Here is a 23,839-nt window from a genome sequence, read left to right as displayed (position 1 = left end):
ATGATTAGATGGATGAACGAAGCCGCTGCAGGCGCTGCGGCAGCTGGCGCACGGATTTTACTTTGACATCGACATAATCGGGGCGAATCAGGCGCCGCGGCCGCGCCATCCCCAGCGTACTGCGTTCGCTGGCGCGCAAATACTGGGTAATCCACACCGTGCGGATACCGAGCTGCTTGGCGCTTTTCAGGTTGGCCAAGGTGTCTTCGACCAGGATGCAGTCGCGCGCGACCACGCCGTGCTTGCGCAGCAGGCGCGCCAGCATCAGCTTCGAAGGCTTGGGGCGCAGCTGGCGGTGCACGTGCATCTGCTCGATGGCGATGTGGTGCGCGAAGTGGCGGCCCAAGTCCAGGTGGCGCATCACGTGGGTCGAGTAATCGCGCGGCGCATTCGTCAGCAGGATCTTGCGCCCCGGTAGGCGCTGCAGCAGGCGTCCGAGTCCCGTCTCGGAACGCATCATCGCGCGCAGATCCTTCAAATCGTGGGTCTCGCGCAGGAATTCGGCGGCATCCACGGCATGGTGGCGCATCAGGCCGAGGAGGGTGGCGCCATATTTTTTCCAGTAGCCCAGGCGCGCGGCATCGACCCGGGCCTGGGTGACGGGCGTGATGCCATCGTCGAGCACGCGCGCGATATACGTGTTCATGTTGGCGCTAATGGCCGGGAAGATCGCATGCGAGGCATCGTGCAGGGTGTTATCCAGATCGAATAGCCAGACGGGAGCGGCAGGGATATGATTCGGCACGTTTTTAACCAACAGGAGTAATGGATGCGACGTCCGATTATAGTGGCCTTCCTCGGCTTCGTTCTGATGGCGTGCCAGGCACTGGCCGCCGAACGCGGCGCGCTGTTCAAGGTCAGCGGCGAAAAACATACGCTCTACCTGTACGGCACCATCCATGCGGGCAAGGCCGGCTACTATCCGCTCGAAGCGCGCATCGCCAAGGCCGTGGCGCAGGCGCCCACGCTGGCCCTGGAAGTGGACATGGGGCGCGACCCCGGCGCGGCGCAGGCCGCCTTCCGCGAACACGGCCTGTTCGCGCCGGGCAGCGCCGGCTACGGCAGCCTGCCGGCCGCGCGCCGTCAGCGCCTGGAAGCAGCGCTCACGCGCCAGGGTATCGACCCGGCCGCGGTCGCGCCGATGCGGCCCTGGATGCTGGCGACGATGCTGGCGGTGGCGGACGTGGCCAAACTCGGCTACGACCCGGCCCTGGGCGTGGATGCCCACCTGGCGCAGCTCGCGCGCGGCAAGGCGCGCATCGCCGAGCTGGAGTCGGTGCACTACCAGGCGGCGCTGCTGAACCGGCTGCCGCTGGAGACGCAGTGGACCGTGCTCGAGGAAACGCTGGCGCACATGGCCTCGGGACGCCAGCTGCGCGAGATGCGCGAGCTGTTCCAGGCCTACGAGCGCGCGGATCAGCAAGCGCTGGAGGCGATCGCACGCCGCATCGAGGCCGACGACACGGTCAGCGGCAAGTTCGTGCGCGAGGTGGTGCTGGAAGAGCGCAACGGGCCGATGGCCGACAAGCTCGCAGCCCTGCTGGCGCGCGAAGACAATGCGGTGGCCGCGGTCGGCTTATTGCACTTGCTGGGGAAACGGGGTGTGCCGGAACTGCTGCGCCAGCGTGGCTTGACGGTGGAGCGGCTGTACTGAGGGAGCGAACGGGAGGGGAGTGGTGCCCTTTACGTGGATTGAACACGTGGCCTCTCCCTTACCAAGGGAGTGCTCTACCACTGAGCTAAAAGGGCGGTACTGGTATGGCGGCAAGAATGACTCGCCATTTATGGCGCGTCATCCTTGCCATAAATTTTCAATGCGACCGGATCATAGTGCCAAACGCCTGTTCGGTCAAGACTTCCAGCAACAAAGAGTGTTCGATGCGGCCATCGATGATGTGCACGGTGTTCACGCCCGACTTGGCGGCGTCCAGCGCCGACGAGATCTTCGGCAGCATGCCGCCCGAGATCGTACCGTCGGCGAACATCTCGTCGATCTCGCGCGCCGACAGGTCGGTCACGAGGTTGCCGGCTTTATCTTGCACGCCCGCGATGTTGGTCATCATGATCAGCTTTTCGGCTTTCAGGATTTCCGCGATCTTGCCGGCGACGACGTCGGCATTGATGTTGTAGGCTTGCCCGTCCTGGCCGAAGCCGATCGGCGAAATGATCGGAATGAAGGCGTCGTCCTGCAGCGCTTTCACGACCGCCGGATTGATCGCCTCGATTTCGCCGACGAAGCCGATGTCGAGGAACTCGCCCGGCTTGTCGCGGTCGGGCATCGACATCTTGCGGGCGCGGATCAGGCCGCCGTCCTTGCCGGTCAGGCCCACGGCCTGGCCACCGTAGTGGTTGATCAGCATGACGATGTCCTGCTGCACTTCGCCGCCCAGCACCCACTCGACCACTTCCATGGTTTCTTCGTCGGTGATGCGCATGCCCTGCACGAAGGTGCCCTGCTTGCCGATCTTCTTAAGGGCGTTGTCGATCTGCGGACCGCCGCCGTGCACCACCACCGGGTTCATGCCCACCAGTTTCAGCAGAATGACGTCGCGCGCGAAGCCGTGCTTCAGGCGTTCGTCGGTCATGGCATTGCCGCCGTACTTGATGACAATCGTCTTGCCATGGAAGTTGCGGATATAAGGGAGCGCCTCGGCCAGGATCTGTGCCTTGATCTGCGGGGACACCGCGGTCAGGTCACTCGATTGTTCCTCGGTCTTCAGGCTGGTCAACTGAGCGTTCATGGGGAGTCCGAAATAAATGTGGCGGAGATTTTACAGGCAACACGGGCGCCCTTGTGGGCATTCTATGGCGTGATTGTTGTATTTTATCGTGTGACCGGGTCAGGATCGCTGCCGATGAATGCTTCAACGATATTACACATGACGAATAATTTCTGTCGCAAGGCTGCGCCATGAGCCTTTGTACACGCTGCGGCGCCCCTTTCGGCTGCGCCATGGCCGATGGCAGCGCCGAACCCTGCTGGTGCACCAGCCTGCCGCCGGTGGTGCCAGTGCCAGGCGCGGAGGCCGGCTGCTGGTGTCCGGCCTGCCTGCGTGCGCACATCGCCGCGACGGCCGAGGCGACGCCTGAAAAGTTCCCGCCCGACGCTTGAGCGCCGTGGTGTCCGCCCCGGCGTACAGGCGCATCATTTGTCCCTGCAAGAGGGCCTGATACCGAACACCGCCACCGGGCCGCATGAAGCGGCCGGTACGGAAATACGATGTCAGCGGTGGGTACTGAAAAAACGCAGCATTTCGCGGCTGGCATCCGGGCCCCTGCCGTCGGTATAGCTGCCGCGCGCGCTGCCGCCCGACCAGGCGTGGCCGGCGCCGTGGATGACCCAGTGCTCGCCATGCACCTTGCCGTCGGCGCGCTTGTGCACCGTGCGCGTAAAGGCGTGGCCGTCGGGCACCCGGCCAGGCTCGACCGCCATGGCGTGGGCAGCGTCGCGCGCGTGCACCATCAGCTCGTCGCCATTGGTCGGGTGCACGGTATGATCCTGGTCGCCATGGAAGACGATGATCGGAATCGCGCGATCCGGCTGGGCCGCATAGGCGCGCTGGCGCTGGAGCTGGCCCTGCATGGCCGCCAGCGCCGAGGGCAGGTCGTGGGCCGAGGCGAAGGGCAGGCCGGAGTGCACGCCGACGGCCGCGTACAGCTCCGGGTAGAGCGTGCCCATGATGGTGGCCATGGCGCCGCCGGCGGACAGGCCGGCGACATACACTTGCGCCGGGTCGATCGCATATTTGCCCATGACCTCGCGGGTGATGCCGGCGATGATCGAGGGTTCGCCCTGGCCGCGCTGCTGGTCGACACCGTTGAACCAGTTCCAGCAGCGCGAGGAATTGGCTTGCTGCGATTGCGCCGGATACACGACCAGGCAGCCGGTCTCTTCAGCTAGCACGTTCATTTGCGTGCCGGTGGCGAAGTCGTCCGGATCCTGGGTGCAGCCGTGCAGCATGACGACGAGGGCCGTCGGCTGGCCGGTGTAGCTGCTCGGCACATAGAGCTTGTAGCTGCGGGTGCCGGCGCGGTTCGTGAATGTGGCGCTGCTGAAGGTGCCGGGCAGCAAAGTCGCCGGCTCGTTGGCGGCCGCGCCGCCGTGGCCGAAGGTGCGGCTCAGTTCGGCCAGCATGTCGGGCACGTCGGCCGGGGTGCGCAAGTGTTGCTTGCCGTTCGCCTGCGACAGGCCGTGCATGTGCGCCTGCGCTGCCTGGGTCATGGCCGAGGCGTTCTTGAGCGCGTCCTGGATCACCTTGCTGGTATCGACCTGCGGCTTGTGCAGCAGGTTGCGGGTGGCGGCGCGCATTTGCGCGAACAGCTTATTGTTCATGTTCAGTTTCATGTGGCTTCCTTGTGTGCGCTTACAGCATGCGCTCTGCCAGTGCGGCCTTGACGGCGCTGCTTGCGTGCAGCGCGCCGAGAACCGAAATCGATTCGATGGTGGCCAGGGCCAGCTCGACCGGGACGTCGCTGGCGATGCTGGCCATGCCGAGTACCTGGATCTGCAGGCGGATGCCGGCGGCCTGCGCCGCTTCCAGGTCGGCCCGGGAATAGTGGTGCATGCCGAGCACCAGGCTGCGGCGGGCGACGGTTTGCCGCACCACGTCGGCATGCGTGTTCAACTGGTTGCGGATGGCGGTGCGGATCAGATCCGTGCGGTTGCTATAAAAGCCCTCGCTGACCAGCAGGTCGATCTGGCCGAGGTCGATCATGCCCAGGTTGATCGTGATTTTTTCCGAGTCCGCCAGCTTTTGTTTCGTTTCGTTCGTGTTCACGACTTGGCCGCGCATGCTGCCTCCCATCCTTGATATGCTCTTTTACCATCCCGTTACCATCCACCTGGATGGTTTAATTTGGGTGTCAGTCTACGCTCCTGAGCTCCGCGGTCAAGCGCGATTCGATTGAATCGGGTAATCTCTTTCTTCATGAGTCCAGAATTACAACCCGGCCTGCGCTTCGCATGGCAGTACACAGTGCCGCCGCGCGCGACCGTGCCGCAGCTGTACCACGACACCCCGTTCTGCCAGGACATGCCCGACGTGCTCGCCACCGGCTACATGGTCGGCATGATGGAGCTCGCCTGCGTGCACGGGATGATGCCCTTCCTTGATTGGCCGCGCGAACAGAGCCTGGGTACCATGGTCAGCTTTCAACATCTGGCGCCGACGCCACCCGGCATGACCCTGCGCATCGAGGGCGAAGTCGTCGCCGTCGAGGGCCAGCGCGTGCGTTTCAGAGTGCAGGCCTGGGACGATCAGGAACGCATCTGCGAGGGCACGCATGAACGCTGCGTGATCGATCCCCAGCGTTTTAATATGCGCGTCGCGAATAAACTGGAACGGCATGCGGCCGGCGAGGCGGCCGCATGAGTGCACTGTCCTCCCCCGAGCTGCAAACCCCGGTGCCGTCTCCCTGCATCAGCCTGTGCGAGATGGACGCTAAAACCGGGCTGTGCCGCGGCTGCCTGCGCACGATCGACGAGATCGTCGCCTGGGGCGGCGCCAGCGACGAGGTCAAACGCGCCGTCTGGGCCGAGATCCGGCGCCGCGAAGCGCAGCTCGACTTCGGCTGAGATGACGTCCGCCGCGCCGGCCTTGCCCGTTTTGCCCGCAACGATGCGCATGTTCGAACGCGGCTGGCTGTCCTCGAACAACGTGCTGTTTACGGGGGAATCGCCGGCGCTGGTCGACAGCGGCTATGTCACCCACGCGCCGCAAACGCTGGCGCTGGTGCACCACGCCCTGGACGGGCGCCCGCTGGCGCGCCTGCTGAACACCCACCTGCATTCGGATCACTGCGGCGGCAATGCGGCCTTGCAGGCGGCCTACGGCTGCCACACGGCGATTCCCGCGGCCGAAGCAGGTAAAGTCGCGGCCTGGGACGAGGACGCGCTGAGTTACCGCGCCACCGGCCAGCAATGCGCCCGGTTTACCTTCGATGCGCTACTCAGGCCGGGTCAAGCATTGGAACTAGGCGACTTGAGTTGGCAGGTGCTGGCCGCGCCCGGCCACGATCCGCACGCCCTATTACTGTTCTGCCCGGGCGAGGGCATCCTGATCGCGGGCGATGCCCTGTGGGAAAACGGTTTCGGGGTCATTTTTCCGGAGCTCGACGGCGAGTCCGGTTTCGAGGAAGCGCGTGCCACGCTCGATCTGATCGCCACGCTCGACGCGCGCCTGGTCATTCCCGGGCACGGGCGCATGTTCACGGATGTGGCGGGCGCTTTGGAGCGCGCGTATTCGCGGCTCGATTATTTATCGGCGGCGCCCAGCCGCAATGCGGAGAACGCGGTCAAGGTGCTGGTGAAATTCTTGCTGCTCGAGCGCCAGCGCGTGGCGCTGGCGGACGTGCCCGGACTGCTGGCCTCGATTCCGGTGGTGAACAGTGCGCTGCGGCAGATCGATATCGCCGCGCTTGCGGGTGAGGGGGCGCGGGTTGAACGCGTGGACGGGGAACCCGTCCACCCTACAGCAGGCGCGTCGACCCGTAGGGTGGGCGGGCCTCCCGCCCACGCGTCCAACGCCGGCACGCATACCACGCCGCACGACGCCCTCTACACCAAGCTCGCCACCTGGGCCATCGCCTCCCTGATCCGCGCCCGCGCCGCCCGCATCGACGGCGCATTTCTCGTCGACGCATAATTTAGAGCCGCCGATCTAGCACGGTCGTGCTTTTTTGCCCCTATAATCTGACAGCCAGTCCGAATAACCCCAAGCCGAAAGCTGCCCATGACGCTGCCCACCGTATTGCAAAACCTCTCCTTACCCGTCATCGCCTCGCCGATGTTCATCGCCAGCGGCCCGGCCCTGGTCGCGGCGCAGTGCAAGGCGGGGATCGTCGGTTCCTTCCCGGCCCTGAATGCCCGCCCGGCCGAGCTGCTCGATACCTGGCTGACCGACCTGCAGAAAGAGCTGGCCGATTACCAGGCCGCCAATCCCGGCTTGAAGGTCGGCCCGATCGCCGTGAACCAGATCGTGCACGCCTCGAATGCCCGTCTCGAGCACGACGTCGAGGTCTGCGTGAAGCACCAGGTGCCGATCATCATCTCGTCCTTGCGCGCGCCGCCAAAAGAGATGCTCGACGCCGTGCACAGCTATGGCGGCATCGTGCTGCACGACGTGGTCTCGATCCGCCATGCGCACAAGGCGCTGGAAGCCGGCGTCGACGGCCTGATCCTGGTCGCGGCCGGCGCCGGCGGCCATGCCGGTGCGCTGTCGCCGTTCGCGCTGGTGGGCGAGGTACGCAAATTCTTCAATGGCCCAGTCGCCCTGTCCGGCTCGATCGCCACCGGCGACGCCATCCTGGCGGCACAGGCGATGGGCGCCGATTTTGCGTATATCGGCTCGCGCTGGCTGGCAACGAAGGAGTCGAACGTCAGCGACGACTACCGCGACGCCATCGTCGAATCGAGTGCGGCCGACGTGGTCTACACGAATCTGTTCACCGGCGTGCACGGCAACTACCTGAAAAAATCGATCGTCAATGCCGGTCTCGATCCGGACGCGCTGCCGGAATCGGACAAGAGCAAGATGAGCTTTGGCGACGGCAGCTCGAAAGCCAAGGCCTGGCGAGATATCTGGGGCGCCGGCCAGGGCGTGGGCCTGATGCACGACGTGCCGACCGTGGCCGAGATGGTCGAGCGGCTGACGAAGGAGTACGAGGCAGCACGCCAGCGCCTGGCGCTTCGATAATGTTGAGGTCTTTGAGGCCATTGGCCTCAAAGACTTCCGCAAAACCAAAGGCCTCCACACGGAGGCCTTTGTTAGTACGATTTAAGAGGCTTTTGCATCCGGAATCGGATACTCCGGCGCCGGTTCGTTCGGCGTCAGATCCTGGGGATTGATCGACCACAGCCCCGGCAGGTTGCGCCAATAGCCGTACACGTCCATGCCGAAGCCGACCACGAAGGCGTTCGGCAGCGTCAAGCCGGTGATGTCGGCCGCGATCGGTTTACCGCGGCCGATCTCCTTGTCGGCGAACACGGCGATGATGACCTCGGCCGCGCCCATGTCGAGCAGGCGTTGCTTCACATGGGCCAGGGTTTCTCCTTCGTCGAGGATATCGTCCAGCACGACGATCGTGCGTCCGGCCACGTTCTGGCGCGGAATGACTTTCCACACGACTTGTCCACCGCGGTCGTCGTCGCCATAGCGGCTGACGTGGATGTAGTCGAACTCGAGCGGAAAGGCGAGCTGGGGCAGCAGGGTGCCCGTGAACACGACGGCGCCACCCATTACGCCCAGTACCAGCGGGAAGCCGGCGCCGGGGGCCTGGAAGCGTTCGTTGAGCACGTCCGCCACATGGCGCACGGCGGCCTGCACCTGTTCCGGGGTAACGATCTCGTGCGCATGTTCCAGTAGGGCCTGGGCGCGCGTAACATGAAAATCTTGCATGGGTATTGACGGTAAAGGGTGAGTGCTCCAATTATCGCGAATATTCCCAATAACAGGCGGACATTTGGCAGGGCGCTACTTTTCCTCCTTGCCATGCATGGCCATGATGGTCTGCTGCATCAGCGCGCACAGGATTTCCTGGCCGTCGCGGATGGCGAACACCTCGGCGCGGGTGACGATCAGCGTGCGTCCCGGCCGCACGACGGCGCCGCGCGCCACCAGATACTCGCCATCGGCCGGCGCCAGCAAATTCATCTTGTATTCGACGGTCAGCACCGATGCGCCCGGCGCGGCTACCGTCATGGCCGCGTAGCCGGCCGCCGAATCGGCAATCATGCCGACCACGCCGCCGTGGATGAACCCGTGCTGCTGTTCCAGTCCATCCCAGTGCGGCAGGTGGATCTCGGTGCGGCCGTGCGCGACCAGTGCCAGGCGCGCCCGGATCAGGCGCATCGCGTTCTGGCGCGCGAAGCTGGCGCGCACCCGCTCGGCCACCTGCGCATCGATCGTGCTCGCGCCTTCTCCCTCAGCTATAGTCACGCGCATCCTCGATCGACTTGCCGTCGTCCGGCAGGGTGCCGGGCGCAACGAAGGCGACTTCGCCGCGCAGCTTGGTGACATCGCGGATCGAGGCCGCGATCGCGCCGGCCAGCTGCGCATCCGGCGTGCCCGCCACTTCGCAGTGCAGGGTCATCACATCGTTCGCCATCTGGCCCGAGACGACCAGTCGCGCTTTGACCACTTCCGGATGGCGGCGCACGATGTTCTGCACCTGCGAGGCATGCACGAACATGGCGCGCACCTTGGTGGTCTGGTCGGCGCGCCCCATCCAGCCCTTGATGCGGCTGTTGGTGCGCAGGTTCGGCGCCGCGTCCAGCAGCAGCGCCGACAGATCCCCGGTGGCGAAACGGATCAGCGGATAGTCGCGGTTGAACAGGGTGACCACCACTTCGCCAATATCGCCCGGCGCCACCGGCTCGCCGCTGCCGGGCCGCACGATTTCCAATAACACCTCCTCGTCGAGCACCATGCCCGGATCGAGCACGCCGTCGGTCGCCGTCTCGTAAGCGATGCTGCCGATGTCGGCCGAGGCATAGGTCTGGAACACGTGCGGCACGCCGTTGTCGCGGAACCAGCCCCGCAGCGATTCCGGCAGGGCCTCGGCGCCGACCAGGGCGTGTTGTACGCTGCCGATGTCGGCACCCATTTCGCGCGCCTTTTCGATGATGATGCGTAAAAACGAGGGCGTGCCGACATAGGTGCTCGGCCTGAGCGCGGCCATGGCTTGCACCTGCATCTCCGTCTGCCCGGTGCCGGCCGGGATCACGCCGCAGCCGATGCGGGCGGCGCCGCTTTCGACCATGAAAGCGGCCGGCGTGAAGTGATAGCTGAAGCAGTTCTGGAGCAGGCCGCCGCGGCGCACGCCCGCCGCATACATCGGCCGCGCGAAGCGCCACCAGTCGGCGCTTCTCCCTTCGGGGTCGAAGATCGGGCCCGGCGACATGAACACGTGCGCCAGTTCGCTGGTCGGCGTCGCGGTCAGTCCGCCGAAGGGCGGCGTCGCTTCCTGCAGCGCTTTTAGATCCGATTTACGCGTCACCGGCAGTTGCGCCAGCGCGGCGCGGCTGGTGATGGTGTGCGGGTCGACTCCGTCCAGAATCCTGGCCCAGCCGGGCACCTGCTGGGCGCGGGCGACCAGGCCGGGCAGGCGCGCCAGCAGGTCGCGTTCGCGTTCTTCGGGCGCGCGGGTTTCCAGCGCATCGAGGGTGATGCTCGTCATGCTGCCTCCAATTGGGTGAACGGCGTTCGGCTTAGGCCAGCCAGCGTTTGCGGCGCCGATAAAACTTCATGTCCCTGAAACTTTTACGCCCGGCGCCCGAGACGCCCAGGTAAAACTCCTTGACGTCCTCGTTGTTGGCCAGGTCGGCGGCGGCGCCGTCCATCACCACGCGGCCGTTCTCGAGGATGTAGCCGAAGTCGGCGTAGCGCAGGGCCACGTTGGTGTTCTGCTCGGCCAGCAGGAAGGACACGCCCTCCTTGTGGTTCAGATCCTTGACGATGCCGAAGATCTCGTCGACGATCTGCGGCGCGATCCCCATCGAGGGTTCGTCGAGCAGGATCATCGACGGATTCGCCATCAGCGCGCGGCCGATCGCACACATCTGCTGCTCGCCGCCCGAGGTGTAGCCGGCCTGGCTGTTCCTGCGCTCTTTCAAACGCGGGAAGTAGTGGTAGACCGATTCCAGCGCCGTTTTCAGTTCGGCGCGGCCGATGGTGCGGGTATAGGCGCCGGTCAGCAGGTTCTCTTCGATCGTCAGGTGGCCGAAGCAGTGGCGTCCCTCCATTACTTGCGACAGGCCGCGCCGCACCAGTTCGTTCGGCGTCAGCTGGTCGATGCGCTCGCCCTGGAAGCGCACCTCTCCCTTGGTGACGTCGCCGCGTTCGCCGCGCAACAAGGTTGAAATCGTTTTGAGGGTGGTCGACTTGCCGGCGCCGTTCGCGCCCAGCAGGGCCACGATCTTCCCCTTCGGTACCTGCAGCGACACGCCCTTTAACACCAGGATCACATGGTCGTAGATGACTTCGATGTTGTTCACCGACAGATAGGCTTCGCTGGCGCCGGTGCTGGCGCTGGTGCTCGTGCTGGTCATGGGTCGCTCTTCCAGAATGCCCCCGCCACGCGGCGGGGGCTGTCCATCGATTACTGCATGCAGGCAGGCGTGATGTTCTTTTCCTTGGCATAGGCCAGCGACGACTCTTCCAGCAGCCTGCGCGTCAGGGCCTTGTCGCCGACCACCCAGTTCGGCGTGATCGCGACCCACTTCTTGCCATCCCATTGCTGCACCTTCACCGCGCCGGAACCCTCGTGGTCGTCACAGCTCGTCTTCACGGTCGGGAACATGCCGAAGGCACCGATCGCCTTCTGGCGCGCCGCGTCGACGTTCAGGTTTTCCAGGCCCCAGCGCACCTGCTCGCCGGTCATGGTTTTCCCTTTGCCGAATTTTTCCTGCGCGGTGCGGATCGCCTCGACCCACAGCACGCCCAGGGTCACGCCGCGCATGTGGTAGACGGAACCAATGCGCGATTGGTCGGCCAGGTTACCCTTGCCGCCCGCGTAAACTTTTTTACGGATCTCGTCCAGCAGCGGGTAGTTACCCGGCGTATTGAAGGTCATCGAGGTATAGCCCTTGGCCGCTTCGCCCGACGGGATCGTGTCTTCTTCCGAACCGGCCCACCAGACACCGAGGATTTTCTCGCGCGGGAAGCCGTTACGCTGTGCGGTCTTGATCGCCACCGAGTTCATCACCCCCCAGCCCCACAGGATCACGTGGTCGGGGCGGGCCTGGCGGATCTGCAGCCATTGCGACTGCTGCTCGCTGCCCGGTGGGGCCACCGCGATCTTGATCAGTTCAAAACCGTACTGCTTGGCCTGCGCGTCCAGCACCGGCATGGCTTCCTTGCCGAAGGCCGAGTCGTGGTAGAGGTAGACGATCTTCTTGCCGCGCAGCTTGGCGTAGCCGCCGTTCTTGTCGCCCAGGTACTTGATCATCGCCGCGGCCTGGTTCCAGTAGCTGGTAATCAGGGGGAAGACGTAGGGGAACACTTTACCGTTGGCGGCGTCCGAGCGGCCGTAGCCGAGCATGGTCATCGGGATTTTATCGGTCGCGACGCGGTCGACGATGCCGTAGGCGATGCCGGTCGAGAGCGGGTCGACCAGGGTGGCGCCGCCGTTCTTCGTCTTCATGCGCTCGTAGCACTCGACCCCGCGCGAGGCGTTGTATTCGGTCTCGCACTCTTCCCAGGTCATCTTGACGCCATTGATGCCGCCGTTCGCGTTGATCAAATTAAAGTAGTCAATCATGCCGCCATAGAAGCCGGAACCGCCGGCGCCATACGGGCCGACGCGGTAGGAGGGCAGGGCGACGAACTGGTCGGCGGCGAGTACCTGCCCGCCGGCGCCGGCAAGGGCTGCGGCGAGCATGATCGATTTGATGACTTTCATGGGTGTCTCCTTGTTTTAACTACGATGGATAGAAAGACCGTCTCAATGCGGGAAGGGCCACAAACGCAGCTTCTCTTTCCCGATCTGCCACAGGCGCGCCAGCCCGTGCGGTTCCACGATCAGGAAGAAGATGATCAAGCCGCCGAACACCATCAGTTCCAGGTTCGAGGCGTAATTGGTGGCGATGCCGAGCGAGTGCGCCAGCATGTTCAGGAAGATCGGCAGCAGCACGATGAAGGCGGCGCCCAGAAAGGAGCCGAGAATCGAACCGACGCCGCCGATGATCACCATGAACAGGATGCGGAAGGACAGATCCAGGCTGTAGGCTTCCGGCTCGACGGTGCCGAGATAGGCAAACGCGTACAGGGCGCCGGCCACGCCGCAGTAAAACGAGCTGACGGCGAACGCCAGCAATTTCGTGCGCAGCGGCCGGAAGCCGATCACTTCGGCCGCCATGTCCATGTCGCGGATCGCCATCCAGGAGCGCCCCACGTTCGAGCGGATCATGTTCTTGGCCAGCAGCGCCATCAGCGCCACGATGGCCAGCACCAGCAGGTATTTCGAGGCCGGCGTGACGAAGGCGTAGCCGAAGATCTGCATGGTCTGCACCGTCACCACGCCCGAAGCGCTGTAATTGGTCAGATACGGGATCTTGGTCAAGCACCAGATCACGAAGAACTGGGTCGCCAGGGTCGCCGCCGCCAGATAAAAACCGCGGATGCGCAGCGATGGCAAACCGAAAGCGATGCCGACCAGGGCTGCGCTCAGGCCGCCCAGCACAAAAGCAAGCAGCAGCGGAATACCGGGAATCCGTGCCACAAAATTAAAAGCGCCATAGGCGCCGACCGCCATGAAGGCGGCGGTGCCGAGCGAGAGCTGGCCGGCATAGCCCGTCAGGATGTTCAAGCCCAGCGCCGCCAGCGCGAAAATCAAAAACGGGATCAGGATCGCCGACAGCAGGTAGGGCGAGGCAAACAGCGGCACCACGACCAGGGCGATCGCCAGCAGGGTGAACAGGCCGATGCGATCCTGGCGGATCGGCAGAATCTGGCCGTCGGATTGGTAACTGGTCTTGAATTGTCCGGCTTCGCGATACAACATGTCTCAGATCCTCCGGATGATTTTTTCGCCGAACAGCCCCTCAGGGCGCACCAGCAGGAAGCCCAAGGCCAGCACGTATGGAAACCAGCCCTCGATGCCGCCGCCCACCATCGGCCCGATGTAGACTTCGGCCAGCTTCTCGCTGGCGCCGATGATCAGGCCGCCGACAATGGCGCCGGGGATCGAGGTGAACCCGCCCAGGATCAGCACCGGCAAGGCTTTCAAGGCAATGAAGGTCAGCGCGAACTGCACGCCATTGCGGGCGCCCCACAGCATGCCCGCCACCAGCGCCACCAGGCCTGCCACCGACCAGACCACCACCCAGATCCGCTGCAGCGGAATGCCGACGGCCAGCGCCGCCTGGTGGTCGTCGGCCACCGCACGCAGCGCGCGCCCGACCCGGGTTTTCGTGAACAGCAGCGCCAGCGCGATCACCAGGATGGCGCACACGATCGCCGCCGTCATGTCGAACTGCGAGACCAGGATATTGAAGTGTTCCATCAGGTATTCGTTGGGCACGTCCTCGATCGGCAGGTCGAGCTTGCGTACCTGCGAGCCCCAGACCAGCTGCGCCAGGCCCTCGATGAAAAAGGCCAGGCCGATGGTGGCCATGAACAGCGTGATTTCCGGCTGGTTCACCAGCGGGCGCAAGACCACCCGTTCGATCGCGAAGGCAAGCGCGATCATGACCAGGATCGTGGCCGGAATCGCGACCCAGAGCGACACGCCGAATTTGTCGATGATGCCGACGCAGGTGAGCGCGGCAAAAAACACCATCGCTCCTTGGGCGAAATTGAACACGCCCGAGGCTTTGTAGATCAGGACGAAGCCGATCGCCACCAGCGCGTACATCACGCCCGACAGCAGGCCGCCGAGCAGCACTTCGATGAAAAAGCTCATGGTGCCGCCTCCCCGTGGGCCTGGCCCAGATAGGCCTTGATGACGTTCTCGTTGCTACGTACCTCGTCGGGCGTGCCGTCGCCGATCTTCTTGCCGTAGTCGAGCACCACCACCCGGTCCGAGATGTCCATCACCACCCCCATGTCGTGTTCGATCAGGACGATCGTCGTGCCGAACTGGTCGTTCACGTCGAGGATGAAGCGGCACATGTCCTGCTTTTCCTCGACGTTCATGCCGGCCATCGGCTCGTCGAGCAGCAGGATCTCGGGTTCGGCCGCCAGCGCCCGGCCCAGCTCCACGCGCTTCTGCAGGCCGTAAGGTAATCTGCCCACCGGCGTCTTGCGGATCGCCTGGATCTCCAGGAAGTCGATGATGGCTTCGGCCTTTTCGCGGTGGGCGATTTCCTCGCGCCGGGCGGCGCCCAGATAAAACGCCTGCTGCAAGAAATTCGTCTTCATCTTGAGGTTCCGCCCGGTCATGATGTTGTCCAGTACCGTCATCCCCTTGAACAGCGCGATGTTCTGAAATGTGCGCGCGATGCCCGCCTTGGCCGCGCCGTAGCAGTCCATGTTGGTGCGGCTGGCGCCGCGCAGCACGATCTCTCCCTGCTGCGGGCGGTACACACCGTTAATCACGTTCAGCATCGAGCTTTTGCCGGCGCCGTTCGGCCCGATGATGGCGCGGATCTCGTGCTGGCGCACGTCGAAGGAGATATCGGTCAACGCCTTCACGCCGCCAAAGGCGAGCGAGATGTTTTTCAGATCGAGGATCACGTCGCCAATGCGGCGCCCGGCCCCAGACTGGCTCGGTGGTTGCACCATCTCCATTACGCTGCCTCCTGCATGCTCGACATGGTCGGATAGGTCGCGGCGTCGACGATACGCAGGTCGGCGCTCACAAGGCCCGTGCGGCCATCCTCGAATTTCACCTGCGTGCTGATGAATTGCGAGGTCTTGCCCGCATACAGCGCCTCGATCAGCACGGCGTATTTTTCGGCGACGAATTTACGGCGCACCTTGCGCGTACGGGTCAGCTCGTCGTCGTCGGGATCGAGTTCCTTGTGCAGCACCAGGAAGCGGTGGATCTGCGTGTGGCCCATCAACGCCTCGCCGGCGAGATCCGCATTCACCTTCTGCACGCAGTCGCGCATCAGTTCCAGCACCTGCGGGTGCGCCGCCAGATCCGTGTAGCCGGAATAGGCGAGATTCCTCCGTTCGGCCCAGTTGCCGACGGCTTCCATGTCGATGTTGAGAAAAGCGCAGACCTGGTCGCGCCCATTGCCGAAGGTGACCGCCTCTTTTATAAAGGGGAAGAACTTCAGCTTGTTCTCGATGTAGTTGGGCGCGAAGATCGCGCCGTTGTTCATCTTGCCGACATCGGCCGCGCGGTCGATGATCTTTAAATGGCCGTCGCTGTCGAACATGCCGGCGTCGCCCGTATGAAAGTATCCCTCGCTGTCGATCACCTCGGCCGTCGCGTCGGGGCGCTTGAAATAGCCGTCCATGTTCGACACGCCTTTTACCAGCACTTCGCCGTTCTCGGCCAGGCGCACCTCGACCCCGGGCGCCGGAATGCCGACGCTATCGAACTTGATGTTCCCGTCCGGCTGCAGGCAGACATAGGCGCAGGTCTCGGTCGAGCCATATAACTGTTTTAAATTGACCCCGATCGAGCGGTAGAAACGGAAGAGATCCGGGCCGATCGCCGCGCCCGCCGTGTAGGCCACGCGCACGCGCGACAGGCCGAGCACGTTTTTCAGCGGGCCGTAGACGAGGATCCGCCCCAGCGCATACTTCACACGGTCGAGCGTACTCACCTTTCTTCCGTCCAGGATGTCGGCGCCGCTGCGGCGCGCGACCGCCATGCAATGGTCGAACATGCGCCGTTTCAGCGGGCTGGCGTCTTCCATCCGGATCATGACGGTGGTGAGCATGTTCTCGAACACACGCGGCGGCGCAAAATAATAGGTGGGGCCGATCTCGCGCAGGTCGGTCAAGACCGTGTCGCTCGATTCCGGGCAGTTCACCGTGAAGCCGGCCACCATCGCCTGGGCGAATGAGAACAGGCAGTCGCCGACCCAGGCCATCGGCAGGTACGAGAGGACGTCGTCGCGGTCGCTCAGCTTGTCGAAGCCGACTCCGCCGCTGCCGGCCGCGATCAGGGCCGCGTGCGACTGCATTACGCCCTTCGGTTTGCCGGTGGTGCCCGAGGTGTAGAGGATGATCGCGGTGTCGCTGCCCTGGCCGGCCTCGAGCGCGGCATCGAAGGCGCCCGGATGCTGGGCATCCCAGGCGCGGCCCAGTTCCTGCAACGCGGCAAACGACAGCAGGCCAGCGTGTTGATAGTGGCGCATGCCGCGTTCGTCCTCGAACACGATGCGGCGCACGCGCGGGCATGCGGTCTGCAGTTCGAGCAGTTTATCGACCTGCTCCTGGTCTTCGACGACGGCGAACTCGATGTCGGCGTCGTTCAGCACGTGGGCCATGTCGGCGCTGGGTGCATCCTGGTAGAGCGGCACGGGGACGCCGCCCAGGCACTGCGCCGCCAGCATCGCCCAGTACAGGCGCGGCCGGTTGTCGCCGATGATGGCCAGGTTCATGCCGCGTTCGAAGCCGATGGATGCCAGCCCGCAGGCCAGCGCCCGCACCTCGGCGTTCACTTGTTCCCAGTTCCAGGTCTGCCAGATGCCCAGGTATTTTTCGCGGAAGGCGGGACGCGTCCCGCGCTCGCGTGCATGGGCGAGCAGGCGCCGCGGAAAAGTCTGCAAAGGCAGGCGCTCCGATGTTTCCATCGCTGTCTCCTCCAATAAGGAACATCCCGGCTCGGCACAGATTGCTGAAAGGCTTCTGTCACCGGCGAAATTTTTATGTGAAGATAGTACTTTGCGTTGGACAGGGAAGTTGTCATCTGAATGACAATTGGCCCGACTTTCGATGACGCGTTGCACAAATTAAAATGCCGACACCGACACTCGTGGAACACCTGCGCGCCACCATCTGGGGCCGCGTCCTCACGCCTGAAGAGATGGCGCGGGTCGAGGCCGTCTGCTTCGAGCAGTTCGTCCCGAAGGGCGGCTTTGTCTGCCGCAAGGGAGAAGCGCTGGAAAACTGGGTCGGCATCATCGACGGTCTGGTAAAAATCAACAACTTTTCGCCCTCGGGGAAGAGCGTGACGTTTACGGGCGTGACCGCCGGCGGCTGGTTCGGCGAGGGGTCGTTACTGAAAGACGCGTTCAGGAAGTACGACGTGATGGCGCTGCGCGACACCCGCGTGGCGCGCATGCCGCGCGCCACCTTCGAATGGCTGCTCGAGCACAGCCTGCCCTTCAACCGCTTTTTGCTGATGCAGCTGAACGAGCGCCTGGGCCAGTTCATCGGGCAAGTTGAAACCGACCGCATGCTCGACGTCGACACCCGCGTCGCGCGCTGCCTGGCGGCGATGTTCAACGACCACCTGTATCCGGGCTTCGAAGCACTGGTGCAGCTGTCGCAGGAAGAGATCGGCTATTTGTCGGGGGCCTCGCGCCAGCGGGTGAATGGGGCGCTGCAGCTGCTGGAGAAGGCGGGGCTGTTACGGCTGGACTATGGTGGGATTCGGGTCTTGGATCTGGAAGGGCTGCGCAACTTTCAAGCCTGATGTAGGGTGGGCACTTTGTTTAGCACAGGGACATAGGTAACACCTGGCTAGGGACATAGGTAACACATGTGGTGTCATTCTAGCCTGGGTTTCGCAGGTCGATGGTTCGTAATTCTCGGTCGCAGAAAAACACCTTGAAGACGCCGTCTTCAGCCGTAGGACGGATAGCGACCAGTTCGTCGAGCAGCCCCTCACCGACAAAATAGTCGCATCCCCGGAAGTACAGCTGGCCGTGCCGGCGGACTTTGCGCACCTCGTCGCCCTCGTCGTATTCAACGGGCGGCAAGTCAGCCGGAAAGGGCCTGGCGCTGGGCGCATAGCGCGTTACCGGTGGCCGTTGTCCCAGTGCCTCGTGTGGACGGATGAGATTGTATTGGTCGCGCCAGCGGTTGAACGCGCTCTGACACGAGTCGATGGTGTTGAAGCCGGAGCGGTCGAGCAATTCGCGTTTGAGCGTACGGTGGAAGCGTTCGTCCTTGCCCTGCGTTTGGGGATGATAAGGGCGGCTGTGGCTGACGCGGATGCCCAAGCGGGTCAGCCATATTTCCAGCTTTGAGAGCGTGCCATGCCCCGATGTACCCCAAGGAGGGCCGTTGTCGCAGGTGATCCTTTGCGGCAGGCCGTAGGTGAGAAACGCCTGCGTCAAGGCTGCTCGTACCTGGACACCGTCTTCTCCTGAACAAGCAGCCAAGCACAGGGCGAAGCGGGAGTGATCGTCCAACACCGTCAACGGATGGCAACGTCCTGCCAGCTTGTTGGTCAATGCAATGTGACCCTTGAAATCCATCTGCCACAGCAAATTGGGCGCTTCATGTTCGAAGCGAAGATGGGTTCGCTCTGCAGCATCGATGTGGGGAACTAAACGACGCCCATTACGCCGCAAGATTGCAGCGATCGTGTTGTGGTGCGGCTTGGCTATCCCGTCGGGGAGCAACGCGGCCAGCTTGCGTCCACCCCAGCACGGATACTGGTCATGCAATGCCAGCACTTGCGCTTCGAGTTCGGCATTGCTTCGATTCGGCGACGTCAGCGGCTGGCGCGAGCGATCACTCAAGCCAGCCTGGCCTTCCTGCCTGTAGCGCTCCATCCACGTGTAAGCCGTCTTCGGACTAACACCGAAAGCACGGCACAACGCCCGCACATTGGCTCCCGGCGCTGCCGCCAACAGCACGAATTCAAGACGAGAGGACATTTTGGAACTCTCCTTCCAAGGCATCGCACGCTCCCAAAGTCAGCAGTGCAATGATCATAAAAGGTGCTACCTATGTCCCTAGCCAAGTGTTTAGGATGTCCCTGTGCTAAACACACTTGTGCCCACGCGGTCGGACGCATGCAAATCGAAACGTCATGCGAAGCACCACGGTACATGCGCGCTCGTTTTCCCACACATTACGGCATTTAACCGCACGTACGCGTGGGCATGCCCACCCTACGGTGCACAACCGTCATCGGCTCGCGCGCGATGTAGCGTTGGGGGTATGATAAGCACATGTCTAATCCATCTACTTCCTCCCCACGCGCCGAGCGCCTGCAGGCCCTGCGCGCCGCGATGAAACGTCACGGCATCGATGCCTACATCGTCCCGTCGAGCGACCCCCACCTGTCCGAATACCTGCCGCGCCGCTGGCAGGGCCGCGAATGGCTGTCGGGTTTTACGGGTTCGGTCGGCACCTTCATCGCCACCGCCGATTTCGCCGGCGTCTGGACGGATGGCCGCTACTACACGCAGGCCGAGACCGAACTGGCCGGCAGCTCCATCGCCCTGATGAAGATCCCCTCGGGCGCCAGCCTGCTGCACATCGACTGGCTGGCGGCCAACCTGCAGCCTGGCCAGACCGTCGCCGTCGACGCCCGCGTGCTGGGCCTGGCCGTGGCGCGCCTGCTGGGAGACGCTCTAAGCGCACGCGGCATCCTGCTGCGCACCGACATCGATCTGCTCGACGACATCTGGAGCGAGCGCCCCGGCCTGCCGCCGGACGCGCTCTACGAACACCTGCCGCCGCACGCGACCATGACGCGCGCCGCTAAACTGGCCGCCACCCGCAGCGCGATGGCGGCGCTCGGCGCCGAGCGCCATTTCATGTCGACCCTGGACGACATCGCCTACCTGTTCAACCTGCGCGGCGCCGACGTCAGTTTCAATCCCGTCTTCGTCGCCCACGCGCTGCTCGAGCAGGACGGCGCCACCCTGTTCGTCGCCGACGGCAAGGCATCCGATCAACTGCAGGCGCGCCTGCGCGAAGACGGCGTGCGCCTTGCGCCCTATGCCGCCGCGGCCGAGGCGCTGGCGGCGCTGCCGGCGGGGAGTACCCTGCTGGTCGACCCGCGCCGCATCACGGCCGGCATGCGCGCCGCCGTGCCGGATGGGGTTAACATCGTCGAGGCGATCAACCCGACCACCTTCGCCAAGTCGCGCAAGACCGAGGCCGAAGCGGTGCACGTGCGCGCCACGATGGAACAGGATGGCGCCGCCCTGTGCGAATTCTTTGCCTGGCTGGAGGCCGAGCTGGCCAATCCGCAGCGCGCGCCGCTGACCGAACTGACCATCGACGAACAGATCACGGCCGCGCGTGCGCGCCGCCCGCACTTCGTCAGCGCCAGCTTCAACACGATCGCCGGTTTCAATGCCAACGGCGCGATCATGCACTACCGCGCCTCGAAAGAGTCGCATGCGCTGATCGAGGGCGACGGCCTGCTGCTGATCGATTCGGGCGGCCAGTACCTGGGCGGCACCACCGACATCACGCGCGTGGTGCCGGTTGGCCGGATCACGGCCGACCACCGCCGCGATTTCACGCTCGTGCTGAAGGGGATGATGGCGCTGTCGAACGCGCACTTCCCGCGCGGCACCCGCTCGCCGATGCTGGACGCGATCGCGCGCGCCCCGATCTGGGCCGCCGGCGTCGACTACGGCCATGGCACCGGCCACGGTGTCGGCTACTTCATGAACGTGCACGAAGGCCCGCAAGTCATCTCCCCGACCGCCGCGCCCGACCCGCACACGGCGATGGAGCCGGGCATGATCACCTCGATCGAACCGGGTATTTATAAACCGGGCCGCTGGGGCATCCGCATCGAAAACCTGGTACTCAACGTGCCTGCCGGGGCGGGGGAATTCGGCGAATTCCTGCGCTTCGAGACGCTGACCCTGTGCCCGATCGACACCCGCTGCCTGGATCTGGCGCTGCTGCAGCCGCATGAAGTGAAGTGGCTCAACGACTACCACGCGCAGGTACGCGAACGCCTGCTGCCGCACGTGGCCGGCAGCGCGCGCGAGTGGCTCGAACTGCGCACGAGGGCGATCTGATGGCTTCTTCCCGCTCCACCCGCGCCAGTTCCGCCATCGAGCGCCTGAAACGCCGCACCGGCCACACCGGCTATTCGATGGCCCGTACCGCCAGCGGCGGCTTTTATTTGTCCGAGATGCCCGGTTCGCCGCCGCTGTGCGAGCCGCTCGAACTCGACGAGTTCGTCGCCTTCGTGAATGGCCTTGGGCCGCAGGAAGTCAAGCGCCTGACCAAGAACGACATCGCGTTCGAAAAGCAGCTGGTCAAGAAGAAGCCTGAATAGTCCCTGAAGCAGCACTGAAAGCGCGGCATGACGAACGTCGATTTCCTGTCACCCTATTGGTCGCCCTCCGAAATCGCGACCAATGCGGTGATCCTGCTGCACCTGGCCGGCTCGCTATTCCTGGGCCTGCTGGTGGGCTACGAGCGCTCGTATCACGGGCGCGCGGCCGGCATGCGCACCTATGGTTTAGTTTGCATGGCGTCCTGCGCGCTGACCATCGTCAGCGGCTACCCCGAGATGTGGTTCGGCGGCCAGACCGGCGCCATCGGTGTGGTCGACCCGACCCGGGTGATGCAGGGCGTGGTCACCGGCATCGGCTTCCTCGGCGCCGGCGTCATCATGCGCGAAGGTTTCAATATCAGCGGGCTGACCACGGCCGCCTCGATCTGGAGCTCGTCGGTCATCGGCATTCTGGTCGGCGTCGGCTTTTATCTGGCCGCGATGGGACTGGCCTTTTTCTCGGCCATGATCATGATTTATCTGAACCGGGTGGAGGCGGTGCTGCCCTCGCGCCGCGCGGTGGCCGTGATGCTGCGTTTTCGCGAAGACTACCTGCCGCGCGAGGACGCCCTGCGCGAAGCGGCGCTCGAGCGCGGCTATACGATCGCCGGCAGCTCGCTGACGATCGCCAGCAGCAACGGGCGCCAGGAATGGCGCTTCGTCGCCATCGCCCTGTCGCGCCACAACCGCGCCACCTTGACCGAACTGGCCGCCGAACTGGCGGCCTCCGAAGGCGTCGAAGGGTTTCAACTCTCGCACGCCCGTAATTAAACTAAATAAAATCAAAACAATTGGGATGGTAATGAAAGCGCAAGACGTTCTCGATTTCTGGTTCCTGCCGGCCGATCATGCGGACTACGGCAAGGCACGGCCTGAGTGGTTTCGCAAGGATTCCGCCTTTGACGCGGAGATCCGCAACCGCTTCGGCAGCCTGATCGCGCAAGCGGTCGCCGGCGGCCTGCGCGAATGGGATCTGGACGAGGGCGCGCCAGGGACGCTGGCGCGTATCCTGGTGCTCGATCAGTTCACCCGCAACGCGCACCGCGAGACGCCGGAAGCTTTCGCCGGCGACAGCCTGGCCTTGATGGCGGCGCAGGCCCTGGTCGACAGCGGCGCCGACCGCGCGTTGCCGCCGTTCCAGCGCGCTTTCGTCTACATGCCCTACGAGCACGCCGAAGACGCGCGCATGCAGCAGTGTGCCGTCGACCTGTTCGCGCGCCTGGCGGCCGAGCACGAAGGATTTACCGAAATGCTCGACTATGCGCACCGCCACCGCGGCGTGATCGCGCGTTTCGGCCGCTTCCCGCACCGTAACCCGATCCTCGGCCGCGCCTCCACCGCCGACGAGCTGCACTACCTGAGCCAACCCGGCGCCGGCTTCTGATGGCGCTGGCGCTGAACATCGTCGGCGCCGGCCATGTCGGACGCACGCTGGGGCGCCTGTTCCATGCGCACGGCGTCTTCGAGATCCAGGATGTGCTGACCCGTTCGGAGGCCAGCGCATTGGATGCCGTCGCCTTTATCGGCGCCGGCCGCGCGCTGGCGCAGGCTTCCAATATGCGCCCGGCTCCGGTCTGGATGCTGGCCGTCGGCGACGACGCCATCGCCCCTGTGTGCGTGGCGCTGGCCACTGCCGGTCTGCTGGACGACGCCACCGTCTTCCACTGCAGCGGCGCCAAGGGATCGAACGAACTGGCGGCCGCCAGCGCGGCCGGCGCAGGCGTCGCCAGCATCCACCCGGTGCGCAGCTTCGCCGATCCGGCCGCGGTCGCTGCCGCGTTTACCGGCACCTGGTGCGGGGTCGAAGGGGACGAAACGGCGCTGGCGCTGCTGGCGCCTGCTTTTACAGGCATCGGTGCGCGCCTGGTGCCGATCGACGCCGCCGCCAAGACGGTGTACCACGCCGCCTCGGTGTTCGCCGCCAATTACCTGGTGACGGTGCTCGACGCCGCCTTGCGCGCCTATGCCGCGGCCGGTGTGCCGCCGCAAGTGGCGCGCGAACTGGCGCAACCGCTGGCCAGCGAAACCCTGGCCAACGTGTTCCGCCTCGGCGCACCCGCGGCGCTGAGCGGCCCGGTGGCGCGCGGCGACATGGCAACTGTCGCCCGCCAGCACGTCGCCCTGCAGGACTGGGACGCGCCCACTGCCCAGCTGTATGAGGCCCTGGTCGCGGCGACGCTGCCCCTGGCCGAGCGCAAGCAGCGCGGCGCACCCTGAACCATTCATCAACCAA

At 64.5% G+C, this 23,839-nt stretch carries 26 protein-coding genes and 1 tRNA gene; 12 read left to right on the top strand and 15 right to left on the bottom strand.

What is annotated here, in order from left to right; all coding sequences use genetic code 11:
• Positions 1-4: 4 nt before the first annotated feature.
• Positions 5-745 carry a pyrimidine 5'-nucleotidase gene (locus tag ASF77_RS14435; protein ID WP_056341228.1) on the bottom strand — a complete coding sequence of 247 codons (741 nt, stop codon included), beginning with the start codon at positions 743-745 and terminating at the stop codon, positions 5-7.
• A gap of 24 nt (positions 746-769) precedes the next feature.
• Here ASF77_RS14435 and ASF77_RS14430 point away from each other — a divergent pair, with 24 nt between their 5' ends.
• Positions 770-1,654, top strand: a complete 885-nt coding sequence (locus ASF77_RS14430) for a TraB/GumN family protein (protein ID WP_082493789.1) — start codon at positions 770-772, stop codon at positions 1,652-1,654.
• A 20-nt stretch (positions 1,655-1,674) separates the two neighbouring features.
• Here ASF77_RS14430 and ASF77_RS14425 read toward each other — a convergent pair.
• A tRNA-Thr gene (locus ASF77_RS14425) sits at positions 1,675-1,749 on the bottom strand.
• A gap of 62 nt (positions 1,750-1,811) precedes the next feature.
• Entirely contained in the window at positions 1,812-2,741 is a 930-nt protein-coding gene (gene argB / locus ASF77_RS14420; RefSeq protein WP_056340667.1) for an acetylglutamate kinase, read from the bottom strand.
• Positions 2,742-2,911: 170 nt separating this feature from the next.
• On the opposite strand from argB, the gene ASF77_RS14415 reads away from it, so the two are divergent.
• Complete coding sequence (locus ASF77_RS14415) at positions 2,912-3,112, top strand: cysteine-rich CWC family protein (protein WP_056340664.1); 201 nt, start codon at positions 2,912-2,914, stop codon at positions 3,110-3,112.
• 111 nt (positions 3,113-3,223) lie between these two features.
• Here the strand turns inward: ASF77_RS14415 and ASF77_RS14410 are convergent, their stop codons facing one another.
• Entirely contained in the window at positions 3,224-4,339 is a 1,116-nt protein-coding gene (locus tag ASF77_RS14410) for a PHB depolymerase family esterase (protein WP_056341226.1), read from the bottom strand.
• Positions 4,340-4,364: 25 nt separating this feature from the next.
• A complete protein-coding gene (locus ASF77_RS14405; protein ID WP_200934183.1) occupies positions 4,365-4,793 on the bottom strand; it encodes a CopG family transcriptional regulator in 429 nt (142 codons plus the stop codon).
• Between the two features lie 135 nt (positions 4,794-4,928).
• On the opposite strand from ASF77_RS14405, the gene ASF77_RS14400 reads away from it, so the two are divergent.
• From ASF77_RS14400 to ASF77_RS14390, 4 genes are all read left to right on the top strand, one after another.
• A complete protein-coding gene (locus tag ASF77_RS14400) occupies positions 4,929-5,372 on the top strand; it encodes a thioesterase family protein (RefSeq protein WP_056340661.1) in 444 nt (147 codons plus the stop codon).
• A complete protein-coding gene (locus tag ASF77_RS23705; protein WP_082493788.1) occupies positions 5,369-5,575 on the top strand; it encodes a DUF1289 domain-containing protein in 207 nt (68 codons plus the stop codon). The genes ASF77_RS14400 and ASF77_RS23705 overlap by 4 nt, the downstream gene beginning before the upstream one ends.
• Before the next feature lie 43 nt (positions 5,576-5,618).
• Positions 5,619-6,644 (top strand): MBL fold metallo-hydrolase, encoded by a 1,026-nt coding sequence (locus tag ASF77_RS14395; RefSeq protein ID WP_056341222.1) that lies wholly within the window; start codon positions 5,619-5,621, stop codon positions 6,642-6,644.
• A gap of 87 nt (positions 6,645-6,731) precedes the next feature.
• Positions 6,732-7,694 (top strand): nitronate monooxygenase family protein, encoded by a 963-nt coding sequence (locus ASF77_RS14390; protein ID WP_056340658.1) that lies wholly within the window; start codon positions 6,732-6,734, stop codon positions 7,692-7,694.
• Between the two features lie 81 nt (positions 7,695-7,775).
• Here the strand turns inward: ASF77_RS14390 and ASF77_RS14385 are convergent, their stop codons facing one another.
• The 9 genes from ASF77_RS14385 to ASF77_RS14345 all read right to left on the bottom strand — a co-directional run bounded on the left by ASF77_RS14385 (position 7,776) and on the right by ASF77_RS14345 (position 17,191).
• The gene (locus ASF77_RS14385; protein WP_056340656.1) at positions 7,776-8,396 is read right to left on the bottom strand and encodes a hypoxanthine-guanine phosphoribosyltransferase; all 621 of its coding nucleotides are present in this window, start codon (positions 8,394-8,396) and stop codon (positions 7,776-7,778) included.
• Positions 8,397-8,471: 75 nt separating this feature from the next.
• The gene (locus tag ASF77_RS14380; RefSeq protein ID WP_373961878.1) at positions 8,472-8,936 is read right to left on the bottom strand and encodes a PaaI family thioesterase; all 465 of its coding nucleotides are present in this window, start codon (positions 8,934-8,936) and stop codon (positions 8,472-8,474) included.
• On the bottom strand, positions 8,923-10,176 hold the full coding sequence (locus ASF77_RS14375; protein WP_056340653.1) for a phenylacetate--CoA ligase family protein: 1,254 nt from the start codon (positions 10,174-10,176) through the stop codon (positions 8,923-8,925). Before ASF77_RS14375 ends, ASF77_RS14380 begins: the two co-directional genes overlap by 14 nt.
• Positions 10,177-10,207: 31 nt before the next feature.
• Positions 10,208-11,047, bottom strand: a complete 840-nt coding sequence (locus ASF77_RS14370) for an ABC transporter ATP-binding protein (protein WP_056340651.1) — start codon at positions 11,045-11,047, stop codon at positions 10,208-10,210.
• A gap of 50 nt (positions 11,048-11,097) precedes the next feature.
• Positions 11,098-12,399 (bottom strand): ABC transporter substrate-binding protein, encoded by a 1,302-nt coding sequence (locus ASF77_RS14365; protein WP_056340648.1) that lies wholly within the window; start codon positions 12,397-12,399, stop codon positions 11,098-11,100.
• 42 nt (positions 12,400-12,441) lie between these two features.
• Positions 12,442-13,500, bottom strand: coding sequence for a branched-chain amino acid ABC transporter permease (locus ASF77_RS14360; RefSeq protein ID WP_056340646.1), 1,059 nt, complete (start codon positions 13,498-13,500; stop codon positions 12,442-12,444).
• A 3-nt stretch (positions 13,501-13,503) separates the two neighbouring features.
• On the bottom strand, positions 13,504-14,400 hold the full coding sequence (locus ASF77_RS14355) for a branched-chain amino acid ABC transporter permease (protein WP_056340643.1): 897 nt from the start codon (positions 14,398-14,400) through the stop codon (positions 13,504-13,506).
• Complete coding sequence (locus tag ASF77_RS14350) at positions 14,397-15,227, bottom strand: ABC transporter ATP-binding protein (protein WP_056340640.1); 831 nt, start codon at positions 15,225-15,227, stop codon at positions 14,397-14,399. Before ASF77_RS14350 ends, ASF77_RS14355 begins: the two co-directional genes overlap by 4 nt.
• Positions 15,227-17,191, bottom strand: coding sequence for a long-chain fatty acid--CoA ligase (locus ASF77_RS14345; RefSeq protein WP_056340636.1), 1,965 nt, complete (start codon positions 17,189-17,191; stop codon positions 15,227-15,229). Before ASF77_RS14345 ends, ASF77_RS14350 begins: the two co-directional genes overlap by 1 nt.
• Positions 17,192-17,355: 164 nt before the next feature.
• On the opposite strand from ASF77_RS14345, the gene ASF77_RS14340 reads away from it, so the two are divergent.
• The gene (locus tag ASF77_RS14340) at positions 17,356-18,036 is read left to right on the top strand and encodes a Crp/Fnr family transcriptional regulator (protein WP_056340632.1); all 681 of its coding nucleotides are present in this window, start codon (positions 17,356-17,358) and stop codon (positions 18,034-18,036) included.
• A 79-nt stretch (positions 18,037-18,115) separates the two neighbouring features.
• Here the strand turns inward: ASF77_RS14340 and ASF77_RS14335 are convergent, their stop codons facing one another.
• Positions 18,116-19,252, bottom strand: a complete 1,137-nt coding sequence (locus ASF77_RS14335; protein ID WP_056340628.1) for an IS481 family transposase — start codon at positions 19,250-19,252, stop codon at positions 18,116-18,118.
• A gap of 273 nt (positions 19,253-19,525) precedes the next feature.
• Between ASF77_RS14335 and ASF77_RS14330 the strand changes: the two genes are divergently transcribed.
• Genes ASF77_RS14330 through ASF77_RS14310 form a run of 5 tightly spaced genes read left to right on the top strand, consistent with a single transcriptional unit; the run spans position 19,526 to position 23,823 of the window.
• Positions 19,526-21,343: an aminopeptidase P family protein gene (locus tag ASF77_RS14330; protein ID WP_056340626.1), complete on the top strand. Its 1,818-nt coding sequence runs from the start codon at positions 19,526-19,528 to the stop codon at positions 21,341-21,343.
• Complete coding sequence (locus tag ASF77_RS14325; RefSeq protein WP_056340622.1) at positions 21,343-21,606, top strand: hypothetical protein; 264 nt, start codon at positions 21,343-21,345, stop codon at positions 21,604-21,606. Before ASF77_RS14330 ends, ASF77_RS14325 begins: the two co-directional genes overlap by 1 nt.
• 27 nt (positions 21,607-21,633) lie before the next feature.
• Positions 21,634-22,377 (top strand): MgtC/SapB family protein, encoded by a 744-nt coding sequence (locus tag ASF77_RS14320; RefSeq protein ID WP_056340619.1) that lies wholly within the window; start codon positions 21,634-21,636, stop codon positions 22,375-22,377.
• Positions 22,378-22,408: 31 nt separating this feature from the next.
• Positions 22,409-22,990 (top strand): DUF924 family protein, encoded by a 582-nt coding sequence (locus ASF77_RS14315; RefSeq protein WP_056340617.1) that lies wholly within the window; start codon positions 22,409-22,411, stop codon positions 22,988-22,990.
• A complete protein-coding gene (locus ASF77_RS14310) occupies positions 22,990-23,823 on the top strand; it encodes a Rossmann-like and DUF2520 domain-containing protein (RefSeq protein WP_056340614.1) in 834 nt (277 codons plus the stop codon). Before ASF77_RS14315 ends, ASF77_RS14310 begins: the two co-directional genes overlap by 1 nt.
• Positions 23,824-23,839 lie beyond the last annotated feature (16 nt).

The sequence above is a fragment of the Massilia sp. Leaf139 genome (genome assembly GCF_001424165.1).
In the GTDB taxonomy this organism is placed as follows: Bacteria; Pseudomonadota; Gammaproteobacteria; order Burkholderiales; family Burkholderiaceae_D; genus Telluria.
Note: the sequence above shows the minus strand (reverse complement) of the source record. Positions and strands in the feature narration are given on the sequence as shown.

Coding starts and splice junctions, on each gene's coding strand:
- ASF77_RS14365 (WP_056340648.1), bottom strand. CDS start 12,399: ATGAAAGTCATCAAATCGATCATGCTCGCCGCAGCCCTTGCCGGCGCC.
- ASF77_RS14400 (WP_056340661.1), top strand. CDS start 4,929: ATGAGTCCAGAATTACAACCCGGCCTGCGCTTCGCATGGCAGTACACA.
- ASF77_RS14385 (WP_056340656.1), bottom strand. CDS start 8,396: ATGCAAGATTTTCATGTTACGCGCGCCCAGGCCCTACTGGAACATGCG.
- ASF77_RS14350 (WP_056340640.1), bottom strand. CDS start 15,227: ATGGAGATGGTGCAACCACCGAGCCAGTCTGGGGCCGGGCGCCGCATT.
- ASF77_RS14375 (WP_056340653.1), bottom strand. CDS start 10,176: ATGACGAGCATCACCCTCGATGCGCTGGAAACCCGCGCGCCCGAAGAA.
- ASF77_RS14340 (WP_056340632.1), top strand. CDS start 17,356: ATGCCGACACCGACACTCGTGGAACACCTGCGCGCCACCATCTGGGGC.
- ASF77_RS14415 (WP_056340664.1), top strand. CDS start 2,912: ATGAGCCTTTGTACACGCTGCGGCGCCCCTTTCGGCTGCGCCATGGCC.
- ASF77_RS14390 (WP_056340658.1), top strand. CDS start 6,732: ATGACGCTGCCCACCGTATTGCAAAACCTCTCCTTACCCGTCATCGCC.
- ASF77_RS14330 (WP_056340626.1), top strand. CDS start 19,526: ATGTCTAATCCATCTACTTCCTCCCCACGCGCCGAGCGCCTGCAGGCC.
- ASF77_RS14360 (WP_056340646.1), bottom strand. CDS start 13,500: ATGTTGTATCGCGAAGCCGGACAATTCAAGACCAGTTACCAATCCGAC.
- ASF77_RS14355 (WP_056340643.1), bottom strand. CDS start 14,400: ATGAGCTTTTTCATCGAAGTGCTGCTCGGCGGCCTGCTGTCGGGCGTG.
- ASF77_RS14325 (WP_056340622.1), top strand. CDS start 21,343: ATGGCTTCTTCCCGCTCCACCCGCGCCAGTTCCGCCATCGAGCGCCTG.
- ASF77_RS14405 (WP_200934183.1), bottom strand. CDS start 4,793: ATGCGCGGCCAAGTCGTGAACACGAACGAAACGAAACAAAAGCTGGCG.
- ASF77_RS14335 (WP_056340628.1), bottom strand. CDS start 19,252: ATGCCTTGGAAGGAGAGTTCCAAAATGTCCTCTCGTCTTGAATTCGTG.
- ASF77_RS14395 (WP_056341222.1), top strand. CDS start 5,619: ATGCGCATGTTCGAACGCGGCTGGCTGTCCTCGAACAACGTGCTGTTT.
- ASF77_RS14430 (WP_082493789.1), top strand. CDS start 770: ATGCGACGTCCGATTATAGTGGCCTTCCTCGGCTTCGTTCTGATGGCG.
- ASF77_RS14315 (WP_056340617.1), top strand. CDS start 22,409: ATGAAAGCGCAAGACGTTCTCGATTTCTGGTTCCTGCCGGCCGATCAT.
- argB (WP_056340667.1), bottom strand. CDS start 2,741: ATGAACGCTCAGTTGACCAGCCTGAAGACCGAGGAACAATCGAGTGAC.
- ASF77_RS14310 (WP_056340614.1), top strand. CDS start 22,990: ATGGCGCTGGCGCTGAACATCGTCGGCGCCGGCCATGTCGGACGCACG.
- ASF77_RS14370 (WP_056340651.1), bottom strand. CDS start 11,047: ATGACCAGCACGAGCACCAGCGCCAGCACCGGCGCCAGCGAAGCCTAT.
- ASF77_RS14345 (WP_056340636.1), bottom strand. CDS start 17,191: ATGGAAACATCGGAGCGCCTGCCTTTGCAGACTTTTCCGCGGCGCCTG.
- ASF77_RS14320 (WP_056340619.1), top strand. CDS start 21,634: ATGACGAACGTCGATTTCCTGTCACCCTATTGGTCGCCCTCCGAAATC.
- ASF77_RS23705 (WP_082493788.1), top strand. CDS start 5,369: ATGAGTGCACTGTCCTCCCCCGAGCTGCAAACCCCGGTGCCGTCTCCC.